The organism is Flavobacterium pectinovorum, assembly GCF_006438875.1.
GTDB classification, from domain to species: Bacteria; Bacteroidota; Bacteroidia; order Flavobacteriales; family Flavobacteriaceae; genus Flavobacterium; species Flavobacterium pectinovorum_A.
On sequence record NZ_RCZH01000011.1, the window covers coordinates 14,404 to 30,078 of the forward strand.

At 35.7% G+C, this 15,675-nt stretch carries 10 protein-coding genes; 9 read left to right on the forward strand and 1 reads right to left on the reverse strand.

The window, feature by feature from the left end; all coding sequences use genetic code 11:
* Positions 1-165: 165 nt before the first annotated feature.
* From kdpB to EAH81_RS16455, 6 genes are all read left to right on the forward strand, one after another.
* Positions 166-2,199, forward strand: a complete 2,034-nt coding sequence (gene kdpB, locus EAH81_RS16430; protein WP_140509081.1) for a potassium-transporting ATPase subunit KdpB — start codon at positions 166-168, stop codon at positions 2,197-2,199.
* 123 nt (positions 2,200-2,322) lie between these two features.
* The gene (locus EAH81_RS16435) at positions 2,323-2,889 is read left to right on the forward strand and encodes a K(+)-transporting ATPase subunit C (RefSeq protein ID WP_140509083.1); all 567 of its coding nucleotides are present in this window, start codon (positions 2,323-2,325) and stop codon (positions 2,887-2,889) included.
* Positions 2,890-3,296: 407 nt separating this feature from the next.
* Positions 3,297-4,373 carry a porin gene (locus tag EAH81_RS16440; RefSeq protein WP_140509085.1) on the forward strand — a complete coding sequence of 359 codons (1,077 nt, stop codon included), beginning with the start codon at positions 3,297-3,299 and terminating at the stop codon, positions 4,371-4,373.
* Positions 4,374-4,593: 220 nt separating this feature from the next.
* Complete coding sequence (locus EAH81_RS16445; RefSeq protein WP_140509087.1) at positions 4,594-5,721, forward strand: sensor protein KdpD; 1,128 nt, start codon at positions 4,594-4,596, stop codon at positions 5,719-5,721.
* Positions 5,722-5,905: 184 nt separating this feature from the next.
* Complete coding sequence (locus EAH81_RS16450) at positions 5,906-7,627, forward strand: ATP-binding protein (protein WP_140509089.1); 1,722 nt, start codon at positions 5,906-5,908, stop codon at positions 7,625-7,627.
* Between the two features lie 332 nt (positions 7,628-7,959).
* On the forward strand, positions 7,960-8,721 hold the full coding sequence (locus tag EAH81_RS16455; RefSeq protein ID WP_140509091.1) for a phosphatase PAP2 family protein: 762 nt from the start codon (positions 7,960-7,962) through the stop codon (positions 8,719-8,721).
* A gap of 370 nt (positions 8,722-9,091) precedes the next feature.
* Here EAH81_RS16455 and EAH81_RS16460 read toward each other — a convergent pair whose 3' ends face one another.
* Complete coding sequence (locus tag EAH81_RS16460; RefSeq protein ID WP_140509093.1) at positions 9,092-9,865, reverse strand: XRE family transcriptional regulator; 774 nt, start codon at positions 9,863-9,865, stop codon at positions 9,092-9,094.
* Between the two features lie 85 nt (positions 9,866-9,950).
* Here EAH81_RS16460 and dinB point away from each other — a divergent pair, with 85 nt between their 5' ends.
* From dinB to EAH81_RS16475, 3 genes are read left to right on the forward strand one after another with little or no spacing between them, the layout of a single operon-like run.
* Entirely contained in the window at positions 9,951-11,132 is a 1,182-nt protein-coding gene (dinB, locus tag EAH81_RS16465; protein WP_140509095.1) for a DNA polymerase IV, read from the forward strand.
* A gap of 3 nt (positions 11,133-11,135) precedes the next feature.
* The gene (locus EAH81_RS16470) at positions 11,136-14,201 is read left to right on the forward strand and encodes a DNA polymerase III subunit alpha (protein WP_140509097.1); all 3,066 of its coding nucleotides are present in this window, start codon (positions 11,136-11,138) and stop codon (positions 14,199-14,201) included.
* A gap of 54 nt (positions 14,202-14,255) precedes the next feature.
* Positions 14,256-15,635: an exonuclease domain-containing protein gene (locus tag EAH81_RS16475; RefSeq protein WP_140509099.1), complete on the forward strand. Its 1,380-nt coding sequence runs from the start codon at positions 14,256-14,258 to the stop codon at positions 15,633-15,635.
* Positions 15,636-15,675 lie beyond the last annotated feature (40 nt).

Genomic DNA, 15,675 nt, shown 5'->3' on the forward strand with positions numbered 1-15,675 from the left:
TAGAAACATAGAATTGATTATCTATAAAAAAGAGTATTAAGAAAACTAGTTTTCACACATAGCTATGTGTTTGTATGCAAGTGAAACACCTTACTCTCAATGCGAAAAACTATATCTCTATGTGTTTAAATAAATATTCAGCTAAACAAAATAACATAAAGAAAAATGACAACTAATAAATCCACATCATTGTTTGAGAGTAAGCAAGTAAAAGAAGCCTTAGTGCAATCTTTTGTGAAGCTGAATCCAAAAATGATGATCAAAAATCCGGTAATGTTTACCGTAGAAATTGGAACCGCTATTATGCTTGCTGTTTGTATTTCCATTTTAATGGGAGCAACAGATCAAGGTAGTTTCATCTATAACTTAATTGTATTTTTAATATTACTGGCAACGCTTTTGTTTGCCAATTTTGCAGAGGCTATTGCCGAAGCCAGAGGAAAAGCACAAGCCGATAGTTTAAGAAAAACACGTGAAGAAACTCCTGCAAGACAAATTTTACCTAACGGAGATATCAAAAACATCAGTTCATCTGAATTGAAAAAAGGAGATGTTTTCGTTTGTGAAGCCGGAGATTTAATTGCAACCGATGGTGAAATCATCGAAGGTTTAGCCACTATCGACGAAAGTGCCATTACGGGAGAAAGTGCTCCTGTAATTCGGGAAGCCGGAGGTGATAAATCATCTGTAACCGGAGGAACAAAAGTACTGTCTGATAAAATTAAAGTAATCGTAACATCCGAACCTGGCGAAAGCTTTTTGGATAAAATGATTGCTTTGGTTGAAGGTGCGAGCCGTCAGAAAACACCAAACGAAATTGCTTTAACTATTTTGTTGGCCGCTTTTACATTAATCTTCGTAATTGTGTGCGTTACCTTAAAACCATTTGCAGATTATGCACATGCACCTATAACAATCGCTGCTTTTATCGCCTTGTTTGTTTGTTTGATTCCAACTACAATTGGTGGTTTGCTTTCTGCGATTGGGATTGCGGGAATGGACAGAGCGTTGCGTGCCAACGTAATTACTAAATCAGGAAAAGCGGTGGAAACTGCCGGAGATATTGATGTATTGCTTTTGGATAAAACCGGAACAATTACCATTGGGAACAGAAAAGCAACGAATTTTTATCCTGCAAAAGGCGTATCTGAAGAAGATTTTATTAAATCTGCCGTGTTAAGTTCACTGGCAGATGACACTCCGGAAGGGAAAAGTATCGTGGAACTGGCAGGAGCCGAAACTGCCAATAAATTATCAATTGAGGGTGCTGCTTTAATCAAATTTACTGCAGAAACCAGAACTTCCGGAGTTATTTTAAAAGACGGTACCAATATTAGAAAAGGTGCTCAGGATGCTGCAAAAAACATTTCACTTCAAGCCGGAAATATTTTCCCAGAAGATACTGCGCAAAAAGTAATTGATATTTCGTCTAAAGGTGGAACGCCATTAGTTGTGATTAAAAATAATCAGGTTCAAGGTGTTATCGAATTGCAGGATATTATAAAAACCGGAATGAAAGAACGTTTTGACCGATTGAGAAAAATGGGTGTAAAAACGGTGATGGTTACCGGAGATAATCCGCTTACTGCGAAGTTTATTGCCGAAGCTGCTGGTGTTGATGATTTTATTGCCGAAGCGAAACCTGAGGATAAAATGAACTACATCAAAAACGAACAAAATCTTGGTAAACTTGTTGCCATGATGGGTGACGGAACTAATGATGCTCCTGCCCTTGCACAAGCAAATGTGGGTGTTGCCATGAACAGCGGAACTCAGGCTGCAAAAGAAGCCGGAAACATGGTCGATCTTGACAATGATCCAACCAAACTGATCGAGATTATCGAAATTGGAAAACAGCTTTTAATGACTCGCGGAACTTTAACTACTTTTTCTATTGCAAATGACGTTGCGAAATATTTTGCTATTGTTCCTGCTCTTTTCATTACTGCGATTCCTGCGCTTGAAGGTTTGAATATCATGCGTTTGCATAGTCCTGAAAGTGCCATTTTATCTGCGGTAATTTTTAATGCGATTATCATTCCGATATTGATTCCGCTTGCGTTGAGAGGTGTTGATTACAAACCAATTGGTGCAAGTGCAATCTTAAAAAGAAACCTGTTGATTTATGGTTTAGGTGGATTGATTGTCCCTTTTATCGGAATTAAATTAATTGATTTATTGGTAGCGCTTTTTATGTAGCTGCTAAGGCGCTAAGTTGCTAAGGTTCTGAGTTTTTTTCTTAGTGTCTTAGAAACTTACCGCTAATAATCTTCAAAAAATCTTAGAAACTTAGAGACTTAGTCCCTTAGAAACTCAAAAAAAATGAAAACAATATTTTCACTATTAAAATTGACACTGCTTACCGTAATTCTGTTTGCAGTAATTTATCCTCTTGCGATTTACGGAATTGCACAATTTGCTCCAAATCACGGAAAAGGAGAAACTATTTCGGTTAACGGAAAAGTGGTTGGATACCAAAAAATTGGTCAGAAATTCGATAAGTCAAATTATTTCTGGGGAAGACCTTCGGCTGTAGATTATAATGCTGCAGGAAGTGCCGGAAGCAATAAAGGACCAAGCAATGCTGAATATTTGGCTTTGGTTCAAAAAAGAATTGATACGTTTTTGGTTGTTCATCCTTATTTGAAAAAATCGGAGATTCCATCAGATATGGTTACAGCTTCCGGTAGTGGTTTAGATCCGAATATTTCACCACAAGGTGCTTTGATTCAGGTTAAACGTGTTGCCAAAGAAAGAAAATTATCCGAAGATAAAGTAAAAGCTTTGGTTGAAGCGAATATCAACACACCAAAAGTTATGGGAACTCCAACGGTGAATGTGTTGGAATTGAATGTGGCTTTGGATGCTCTTTCTAAGAAAGGTTCTTAGGTTTTGAGTCGCTATCCCGAGGCTTCGGGACTAAGTTTTTATCCTAACAGGTTTTTAAAACCTGTTAGGTATGAGAAAATATGCATCAACTATTAATCATAAAATAACCACAAACTGTGTGGTTGCTTCGTCCCAAGTAAACCCGACAGGTTTTAAAAACCTGTCGGGTTTGATTACCAATAAAAATTAATACCATACCTAACAGGTTTTGAAAACCTGTTAGGATAATAAACGCCCTTTTTTGCCCCAAGCCCTAGCCCCGATAGTAGTGGAAATCCTTTTGTGCGGGGGTTCCGCACAAAAGATTGAAACGGATAGCGGGATTAGCTCCAAAAAAACCTACTAATAAAATTAATTAAACGTGACAAGTTTAGAAAACTGTCGGGTTTGAATACCACATTAAAAAAATGAAAAAAATTATACTTACGGCTTTAATCGCTTTTGGTTTTAGCAATTTGCATGCACAAGAAGAATCAAAAAGTCCGTTTACGTTTTCGGGATATGTTGAGACCTATTATAGTTATGATTTCGGAAAACCGGACGATCATACCCGCCCGAGTTTTTTTTACAATTATAATAAAAGCAATGAAGTAAATATCAATTTAGGTTTGGCGAAAGTGAATTACCAAAAAGATAATGTTCGTGGAAATTTTGCTTTAATGGCCGGAACTTATGCGGAGTACAACATGGCGGCTGAACAAGGTTTATTGAAAAATATATATGAGGCAAATGTGGGTGTGAAGATTTCGCAAAGCCATAATTTGTGGATTGATGCGGGAATTATGCCGGCACACATTGGTTTTGAAAGTGCGATTGGGAAAGATTGCCAAACTTTAACGAGAAGTATTCTGGCGGAGAATTCTCCGTATTATGAAACGGGAGTTAAAATTGGTTATACGTCAGAATCAGGAGAATGGTATTTGGCCGGAATGTATTTGAATGGCTGGCAACGTATTGAGAAAGTGGAAGGCAATCATACGCCTGCTTTTGGAACGCAGGTTACATACAAACCATCTGATAAAATTGTTTTGAATTGGAGTACGTATGTTGGAAATGAGCAGCCGGATATCGACAAAAAATGGCGTTATTTTAATAACTTTTACGGACAATTTAAGGTAACGGATAAAACAAATGTTACAGCGGGTTTTGATGTTGGATCTCAGCAAGCGGCTAAAAACAGTAATAAATACGACACTTGGTTTTCGCCTGTTTTGATTCTGCAATACAAACCAACGAATAAAATTCAGCTTGCAGCGCGTGGTGAATATTATAGTGATGAAAAAGGGGTTATTATCGCGACGAAAACTCCAAATGGTTTTAAAACTTACGGTTTTTCAGCTAACTTTGATTACTTAGTTACTGATAATGTAATGTTTAGATTAGAAGCAAGAAATCTTTCCAGTAAAGATGAAATATTTACAAAAGACAATCTTCCAACGAATACGAATGCGTTTGTAACGACTTCGTTGGCGATTAGTTTCTAGAAAATATTCAGCCAAAGATTTCATAGATTAAACGGATTTTTTTCGCCACGAATTACACAAATTTTCACTAATTTTTTATTTAAATATAATTCGTGGAAATTTGTGTAATTCGTGGCAAATAAATCTACACAAAGCCATTTAAAAATCCTTTTAATCTGTGAAATCTGTGGCTAAAAAAAAATAAAAAACTTTGTGTCTTAGCGCCTTCGCGGCAAATACTATGGAACAGGAAAAAGAAAATAACGCACAGCACTTTCTCGATTTAATTCAGAAATCACGAAAAGGAAAGTTTAAAGTCTATATTGGAATGAGCGCCGGTGTGGGTAAAACGTATCGGATGCTACAAGAGGCACATTCGTTATTGAAGAACGGAATTGATGTGAAAATTGGTTACATCGAAACGCATATGCGAAAGGAAACGCATGAGCTTTTGTCTGGTTTGCCTGTGATTCCACGGCGAACCATTTTCTATAAAGGGAAAGAACTGGAAGAACTTGATGTGCAAGCAATTATCAATCTGAGACCTGAAGTTGTAATTGTCGATGAATTGGCCCACACGAATATTGAAGGAAGCAAAAACGAAAAACGCTGGCAAGATGTCCTTGAAATTCTGGATGCGGGAATCAATGTGATTTCGGCAGTGAATATTCAGCATATTGAGAGTTTAAATGAAGATGTAAAACGCATTACGGGTATTGATGTTCAGGAACGAATTCCTGATAATGTTTTGCGATTGGCAGACGAAGTCGTGAATATAGATTTGACATCTGAAGATTTGATTGCGCGTTTGAAAGAAGGGAAAATTTATACGGCTGATAAAATTCAGACGGCTTTGATGAATTTCTTTAAATCAGATCAAATTTTACAATTACGCGAATTGGCTTTGAAAGAAGTGGCAAGTCAGGTGGTTCGAAAAGTAGAAAATGAAATACCTCAATTACATCCGTTACGACACGAAAAACTTTTGGCTTGCATAAGCAGTAACGATAAAACAGCCAAAATTGTGATTAGAAAAGCAGCGCGTCTGGCGAGTTATTACAATGGATCATGGTATGTTTTGTATGTAGAAACGCCTAAAGAAAGCAGTACCAAAATTGCGCTGGACAAACAACGTCATTTGATTAATAATTTTAAACTGGCAGTGCAATTGGGCGCAGAAATCATTAAAGTAGAAAATAAAAATATTGCCGATGCTATTTTAATGGCGGTTGAAGAAAAACATATCACAACTGTTTGCATCGGAAAACCGCATTTGAATTTATTTAAAGTAATTTTGTCTACAACGATTTTCAGACGCTTGCTAAATAGTCTGTCTTTATCGAATGTAGACCTTGTTATTTTATCGTAAAAAATTTCTAAACCATATAAGTTGTATAAGTTCATTTAATAGGGCGTGTGAAATTTTAACCGCAAAGGACGCGAGGTTTATTTTCTTTGCACCTCTCGTCTTTTCCTTAATTACGTATCTTCTTATATTTTCTTATATAACTTATATGGTTCAAAATAAATAAAATGTTTTTAAACCAAACATCATGAGAATTAAAACTAAATTGAATCTGGGAGTTGGGTTATTATTTTTGCTAATAATAATACTTACATTAGTGAGTGCCTTTTATATTTTCTCGATAAAAAAAGACACTGAAAATATTCTAAAAGCAAATTATAATACGCTTGAATATTCTAGAAATATGCTTTTGTCTTTGGACGAAATTACTATTAATAGGGATAATGCGATTATTACTTTTAAAGAAAACCTTCAAAAACAAACACAAAATGTTACTGAAGCGGGAGAAAAAAAAGGCACAGATAATTTGAAGAGAAATTTTGTTCTTTTAGAAAAAAACAGCTCCGATGAAACTTTAAAAATGCAAATCAGACAAGACATTTTTGAGATTATGAAACTCAATATGAATGCCATAAAACAGAAAAGCGACATTGCAAAACATACCGCTGAAACTGCCAATTTATGGATTGCTATTGTGGGAACTTTGTGTTTTTTAATCGCCTTTAATTTATTGATTAATTTACCTAATAATATTGCCAACCCTATTAAGGAATTGACTCAGAGTATTAAGGAAATTGCAAATAAAAATTATTCAGAACGTGTGCATTTCACCAACCATAACGAGTATGGAGATTTGGCAAAATCGTTTAATACAATGGCGCAAAAACTCGAGGAGTACAATAGTAGCAACTTATACAAACTATTCTTTGAGAAGAAACGACTGGAAACGCTTATCAATAATATGCACGATCCTATTATTGGATTGGATAATAAAGGTATTGTTTTGTTTGTGAATGATGAAGCGTTGAAAATTATCGGAATGAAATCTGAAGATGTTATCGGGAAATCTGCTTCTACATTGGCTCTGTCAAATGATTTAATTCGTTCGTTAATTCTGAAAGAACTAGCTACGGATTCTCAGAAAAAACAACCTTTGAAAATTTTTGCCCATGGAAAAGAAAGTTATTTCGATAAAGAAACCATTAATATTACGATAACACCAACCGGAGAAGAAAGAGAAATTAATATTGGCGATGTGATTATTCTGCGAAACATTACGCTTTTTAAAGAACTTGATTTTGCTAAAACCAATTTTATTGCCACCGTTTCGCACGAATTAAAAACACCAATCGCGTCTATAAAATTGAGTTTGCAATTGCTTCAAAACAACAAAACGGGCGATATGAACGACGACCAGAAACAATTGGTCGAAAGTATTAAAGATGACAGTCAGCGTTTATTGAAAATCACGGGAGAATTACTGAATTTATCTCAGCTTGAAACGGGAAATATTCAGCTAAATATTGAAAAAAGCGATCCGTATGCCATCGCAAATTATGCAACGGAAGCGGTAAAAGTTCAGGCAGATCAAAAACAAATAAAGCTAATAATTGATGCCAATGAAAATCTGCAAGATGTAAAAGCCGACAGCGAAAAAACAGGCTGGGTATTGATTAATTATCTTTCGAATGCTATCACATATTCGTCCGAAAAAAGTACGATTATCGTTAGATTAAAACAGGAAAACAACCAAATTGTATTTCAGGTTATCGATACCGGAAAAGGAATTGACGCGCACTATAAAGACAAAGTTTTTGATAAATACTTTCAGATTCCGGGAAGTCAAAAATCAGGAACAGGATTAGGTTTAGCCATCAGCAAAGAATTTATTGAAGCGCAAAATGGTAGTATTGGCGTTGAAAGCAATTTAGGTTTGGGAAGTACTTTTTGGTTTTCATTGAAGGTTTAAAAAAAGAGCCGTAGCCTCTATTAAAACTCCAGCGGAGTATCATATTTATAGCTAATTGATAAATTATCTATTTAAGCTCCAGCGGAGCGATATCTTTCGTCATTAAATATGTCACCCTTCTAGGGTTTAATAAAATGTGATAACAATTTTCTATAAATATAACTTCCCGCCGGGACTTAATTTACTATAAATTATTTTACCAATATTTAGCCAATCTTAATCAAACTATCTCATTTAAAACCAAGAAATTAATATTGACTTAAGGTTGTATTAAGCCAAAAATAGTTTGATTGAACATTCGTTATTATTGCAACTTATAACGATAACGAAAGATGTTTTACAAAACGATTTCTCTGGTATTTTTATTTGGTTTTTTGAGTGCAAATGCACAACAAAATGACTCAATAACAAAAATTGACAGTACTTCACATCAATTAAAGTTCAATTACAAACAATTAATTATTCCGGGTGTGCTAATTGGTTATGGAGTTATTGGAATTGCAAATGATCAGCTTTTAAGTTTTAATCACCAAATCCAAAGTGAAGTTACTGAAGACATTGACAACAAAATCACTATTGACGATTTCTCTCAATATGCGCCCGCAGCATCGGTTTATGCTTTGAATGCTTTTGGTGTAAAAGGGAAAAATAATATGCGGGATCGTTCGGTCATATTTGTGACTTCGTATGTTATAATGGCTTCGACCGTCTTGGGTTTAAAGTCGATTGTTCATGAAGAACGTCCGGACGGAAGTTCAAATAACTCTTTTCCTTCTGGTCACACCGCAACTGCTTTTGCAGGAGCTGAGTTTTTATGGCAGGAATACAAAGACAAATCTATTTGGTACGGAATTGCCGGTTATGCCGTTGCAACCGGAACGGGATTATTTAGAATTTACAACAATCGCCATTGGTTAACGGATGTTGCTGCCGGAGCCGGAATCGGGATTTTAAGTACCAAATTGGCCTATTGGATGAATCCGTATATCACCAGAAAACTTTTTAAATCATCGGCTGAAAATAAATCAACTTCTATGATAATGCCTTTTTATAATGGTCAACAATATGGGTTGGGATTTGTGAAGGTTTTTTAGTTTTTTTTTATGCCATTACCGATAGCTATCGGAATACAAGATTAAAAGGATTTTATTTTCTATAATTAAAAAGCTCCAGCGGAGCATCATATTTATAGCTTATTATAGATTCCCAATTTAAAGCTCCAGCGGAGCGATATCTTTCGTCATGAAATATGTCACCCCGATGGGGTTTATTAAAATGCAATAATAAATTTCTATAAATATAACGTCCCGTTGGGACTCTTTTATGTAATTTTTTTTGCCACAAATTACACGGATTCTCACATATTTCATTCAAATATAATCAATACAATTTGTGCAAATTTGTGCAATTCGTGGCAAAAAAAATAATCCTTTTAATCCTTAAAATCTGTGGCTAAAGACTTTTCTACGTATTCGAAGTATTATTCTTAATCTCCATTACCTCTCTTTTAACTTCGAGAAGCAAATCTTTCATACTTTGAGATTCTGTCTGTTCATGACGTTTATCGCTTCGTCCTATATTACATTCGTATTCCCATATCTCTAAAATATCTGAGGCTTTGACTTCATAATTCGGATAAAAACGATTATCAGATTCCAGAACCAATGCATTTTTTTTGTTTTTGTTCAAACGTTTATACACCATTCCTTCGTTTTTGGTAATCAATATATACGTTTTACCATCCATCACCTCTCCCAACCTTTCTACATAACGACCAATAATAATCGATCCGTCTTCATGCGGTGGCATCGAATCGCCTTCAACAGGAAATCCGCGGTGTTTTCCAGGTCCTAAAAACGGAAGGGAAACTTGTTGCAGGCTCTCAATATATTCCGGATCGGCATATCCGTTTAGGTACCCGGCTTTTGCTTTTTGAGATACAATTTCGATATAATTCTCTCCAAATCGATCTACTTGTATGGGTAAAATAAGTCGATTGCCTTCTAATTTTATCAAATTTTCTACGTCTATCTTTCGTATATCGACAGACAATATTAAGTCAATGCTCATATGAAAATATAAGGCAATTTGCTTTAAGATATCGTACGGTGCCTCGGACGTTCCATCCTCGTATTTAACGTATCTTCCTCGGGTAATTCTTAGGTTTTCAGCTAATTTCTCCTGCGATATTTTATGCTTAACCCTCAATGCTCTGATGTTATCTGAAAATAAGGACATAATTAATTTGTTATAATTTAGAACAACAAATATACAAAAAAATGTTATCATCTGTACTAATTTTGTTGCATACAAAAATAAGGAAATGGCAAGGGCAATTGTACACATGGATTTGGATACCTTTTTTGTATCCTGTGAAAGACTAACCAACTCAGAATTAAGAGAGATACCTCTTATTATTGGTGGCGGCGATCGTGGTGTTGTGGCGTCTTGTTCGTATGAAGCCCGACGCTTTGGAGTGCGTTCTGCGATGCCTATTCACATGGCGATGAAACTTTGTCCACAAGCCAAAATCATGAAAGGTGATATGGAATTGTATTCTCGCTTATCACATGATGTTACGCAAGTGATTCAGGAAAAAGCTCCAATAATGGAAAAAGCCAGTATCGATGAATTTTATCTCGATATTACCGGAATGGATAAATTTCACGGCAGTTATAAATGGACCGATGAATTGGCACAATCTGTAATTAAAGAAACTGGGCTCCCTATTAGTTTTTCATTATCTATTAATAAAACCGTCTCTAAAATCGCTACTGGCGAAGGCAAACCAGTAGGGAATCTCGAAATTCCGGAACAAGGTGTACAAGCCTTTTTGAATCCATTATCGATTCAAAAAATTCCTATGGTTGGAAATGTGACTTTTCAGCTTTTGTCCCGAATTGGTATTCGAACCATACAGACTTTATCTGAAATGCCTGCCGAAGTTTTACAGCAAATGATTGGTAAAAATGGCTTGGACATCTGGAAAAAAGCCAACGGAATTGATCATACGCCTGTTGAACCTTATAGCGAAAGAAAATCGATTTCTACCGAACATACTTTTTCTCAAGATACTATTGATCTCGCAAAACTCAATCGAGTGCTTCTGGGAATGGTCGAAAAACTGGCTTTCCAACTTCGATCTGAGCAATGGCTAACTTCAACAATTACAGTTAAAATACGTTATGCCAATTTTGATACCGAAACCAAACAATGCAAAATCGCTTATACTTCAGCAGATCATATTCTGACCAAAAATGTAACGGATCTTTTTGACAAGGTGTATCAACGTCGTATGCGATTACGTTTGATTGGTATTCGCTTCAGCGGATTGGTTCGCGGAACGTATCAAATTGATCTTTTTGAAGATACTCAGGAAATGTTATCACTTTATGCCGCGATGGATAAAATGAAAAGCCGTTACGGTTTCGATGCCGTTATGCGTTGCGCAGGAGCTCATTTTAAACCTAATAATAAAGACGAAATTTTAAAACGTATCAAATAAACCATGTACCTCAATTGTCATTCATATCATTCGCTTCGTTATGGCACGATTTCTCTCGATAAACTTATCGGGCAGGCTATTTCTTGCGGTGTAAAAGCTATGGCACTTACGGATATTAATACCGTGACAGGAATTTATGATTTTATAAGAGCCTGTGATGAAAAAAAAATCAAACCTCTTGTGGGAATGGAATTTCGATGGAATCATCAATTTCGATATATCGGTCTGGCTAAAAATGCCGAAGGATTAGGCGAAATGAATCGGTTTTTAACGGATCATAATTTCAGCGGAGAATCTTTGCCTTTAATTGCTCCTGAATTTAATTCGGTTTTTGTTATTTATACTTTAGAAAATGCTCCGAAAACTCTTCGGGAAAATGAATTTATCGGAATTCGTCCCGATGAAGTTTCTAAGCTTTTTACTTCTGAATTTAAAAATAGAATTTCCAAAATGGTAATTCTTCAATCGGTAACTTTTACAAATAAAAAAGAATTTAACCTGCATAAAATTCTGCGTGCGATTGATACGAATATCATTTTATCGAAACTTACAGAAGCTGATTATTGCAGAACTTCTGAAAAAATATTGCCTTTAGAAGCGCTTTTGCCTTTCTATGAAAATTACCCTGAAATTATTGCCAATACGCAACACATAATCGATTCTTGCAATTTTGAATATGATTTTAAAGCTCCCAAGAACAAGAAATTCTATACGGAGAATCGTCAGACTGATATCGCAAAACTGACGGAATTAGCTCAGGAAGGGTTAATTTGGAGATATGGCGAAAATCATACTTTGGCAAAAGCCCGTATCGAAAAAGAACTCAAAGTAATTGACGAATTAGAATTTAGCGGTTATTTTTTAATCACTTGGGATATTGTTCGATATAGCAATAGTCAGGGATTTATGCACATTGGCCGAGGCAGTGGCGCCAATAGTATTATCGCTTATTGCTTAGGAATTACCGATATCTGCCCAATAGAACTCGATCTATATTTTGAGCGTTTTTTGAATTTAAATCGAAAAAGTCCTCCTGATTTTGATATTGATTGGAGTTGGAAAGAACGTAACACAATTTTAGAATATATCTTCGATAAATACGGCCGGGATCATGTTGCTTTTTGCGGAACCAATGTCGAATTTAAACACCGGTCTATTTTTAGGGAAATCGGGAAAGTGTTTGGTCTTCCAAAAGAAGAATTAGACATGCTTGCCAAAAATCCAACGACATTACACGAGACCAATTCTGTTGTAAAATTTGTACAGGAATATGGGAATATGATGCTGAAAGGTAAATATCCGAATCAGCGTAGTATGCACGCTTGCGGAATTATTATTTCTGAAGAACCCATTACCAATTATACACCTCTGGAAATGCCTCCAAAAGGTTTTCCTATTGTGCTTTTTGACATGCATATTGCAGAAGAAATTGGTTTTGAAAAATTCGATATTCTAAGCCAGCGTGGTATTGGTCATATTGATGACAGCGTAAAATTGATTGAGAAAAACCGAGGTATTAAAGTTGATATTCGCAATACTTCGATTTCTAAAGATGAAGCAGTTTGTAATATTTATTTAGCAGAAGGCAAAACTATTGGTTGTTTTTATATCGAAAGCCCCGCCATGCGCGGTTTATTACGCCGACTCAATTGTGATAATTATAAAATTCTGGTAGCGGCTTCTTCAATAATTCGTCCCGGCGTGGCACAATCCGGAATGATGAAAGAGTATATTTTTCGTCATAACAATCCGGACCAGTTTCAATATTTTCATGAGGTTTTTAAAGAACATCTTGGCGAAACTTATGGTATTATGGTATATCAGGAAGATGTTATTAAAATTGCTCAACATTACGGAGGACTTCCGGCTGCTGATGGTGATATCCTGCGTCGCGCTATGTCCGGAAAAGGAAGATCTTTAGACGCTTTACAAAAAGTAAAAGATAATTTCTTTGCTTCTTGTGCTCAAAAAGGACATCCGGAAGGGCTGAGTCAGGAAATTTATCGTCAGATTGAATCCTTTGCCGGATTTTCTTTTTGCAAAGCACACTCAGCTTCTTATGCTGTAGAAAGTTACCAAAGTTTATATCTCAAGATTAATTATCCTGTGGAATTTATGACGGCGGTAATCAATAATCAAGGCGGATTTTACAGAACTGAAGTTTACGTACACGAAGCACGTATGTCTGGCGGAACGATTCTTAATCCATGTGTGAATAAAAGCGAATATCAAACTACGGTTTATGGAACTGATATTTATCTCGGTTTTATGCATTTGCAAAGTTTAGAATCTAAAACGGCTCATTTAATCGAATCTGATCGGGAGAAAAATGGTAATTTTCTTTCTTTGGAGAACTTTATTAATCGGATTCCGATTGGGATTGAAAGTATGAAAATTTTGATTTTTATAGATGCTTTTCGCTTTACAGGAAAAACCAAAAATCAGCTTTTAGTCGTTGCAAGTTTACTTTTAAATAATTTCAAACCTGAGAACAGAAGTTTAATGCTAATGCAGGAACCCGTTAAAGAATATAAACTTCCCACTTTGGAACGTTCTTTATATGAAGATGCTTTTGACGAAATTGAGCTTTTAAGTTTCCCTGTTTCCTGTACTGTTTTTGATTTGCTTCAAACCAAACATCGTGGTGATATTATGGCAAAAGATTTAGTCGCACATCATAAAAAACAAGTTCGTATGCTGGCTTATCTGATTGCCCGAAAACAAGTTCCTACCAAAAAAGGCAATATGTATTTTGGAACGTGGATCGATCATGAAGGTACTTATTTTGATACCGCACATTTTCCGGATTCTCTGGCACAACATCCTTTTCAGGGTGGCGGTTGTTATCTCCTTTTAGGAACTGTCGAAGTCGATTATCATTTCCCAACGATTACGATAACCAAAATGGCAAAAATGCCTTTTATTCCTGATCCGCGATATATGGATGCAAAAGATCAATATAAAACGCAACAGTTAATTAAGGAAGATGTTAGTCCCACGCATCGGGAACCATATCCGCAAGGACATGAAATTAATTTGCCCCGACATAGAATGAAGTTTTCAAATTAAAATAACTTATAGATTTTACAAGAATAAAAATAGATTTCACGTTATATACATAAGATGAAAAAGCAAGAATATGCCATAGTAGACATTGAAACCACAGGTGGAAACGCCAGTGGCAGCCGCATTACAGAAATTGCCATTATCATTCATGACGGAGAAAACGTGATTGATCGTTATGAAACGCTTGTTAATCCGGAAAAGGAAATTCCGATTTCGATTTTTGCCCTGACAGGAATTAATAACGAAATGGTTGCTAATGCACCAATCTTTGATGACATTTCAGATAAAGTTTTGGAAATGCTTACTGACAGAATCTTCGTCGCACATAATGTCAATTTTGATTATTCTTTTGTTCGCCATCAACTCGAGCAAGCAGGTTTTAAATGGACAGCAAGAAAACTATGCACCGTTCGCGCAGCAAGAAAAATCAGACCTGGTTTTGCATCATACAGTTTGGGAAAACTTTGCAATTCGCTCGACATACCTTTAGAAAACCAGCATCGTGCCGGCGGTGATGCAGCTGCGACTGCTATATTATTCTCGCGATTACTCGAATGGGACGATGAAGGTCATATTGAACAAATGATCAAAAACACGTCACAAGATCAGCGTTTACCGCCAAATCTCCCTCCTGAAGATTTTAATAACTTGCCTGAAAAACCAGGTGTCTATTATTTTTATAATGAGGTTAAAAAAGTAATTTATGTTGGAAAAGCAATCAACTTAAAAAAACGCGTAGCATCTCATTTTAGCGGTCATAAAATTAATCCGCAAAGGCAACATTTTTTAAGGGATATTTACTCCATTTCCTTTGAAGTCTGTGGCAACGAATTAATGGCTCTTCTATTAGAATGTACCGAAATTAAACACCTTTGGCCAACTTACAATAGAGCGTTAAAGCGGTTTGAACCCAAATTTGGATTGTATCAATATGAAGCCCGCAATGGATACAAATATCTGGCAATTGGAAAACTCAATAAATTTCAGTCGTGCATTGAGCATTTCAGCAGTATACATGAAGCAACAAATATATTGCGGAGTTTAGCAGAACAATTTGAAATTGATTATAGATTTTGCAAATATTCGAGACCTGAAGAAGGAGAAATATTTCAAAATAACGATATAAAAGATTTACCGGGTGTTTCACTCCACAATGAGCAAGTCGACAATGCTATTGATTTTTTATTAAACAACAGACCCACTTTTGCAATTATAGAGAAAGGAAGAACAGCACAAGAACGAAGTTGCATCTGGATAGAAAATGGTCATTTTTATGGTATGGGATATATTCCAACAGATGTTGCGATTACTGATCCGTCAGAAGTAAAAAATTATGCTACGCCTTATAAAAGCAATCAATACATTGTGCAATTGATTTTTGCTTATGCAGAGAAAAATCCCCGAAAAGTATTCTTTAACAAACAGTTTCTGAAATAAGAACATGGATTTGTGTAAATGTAAAGGCGCAAAAAGCTGT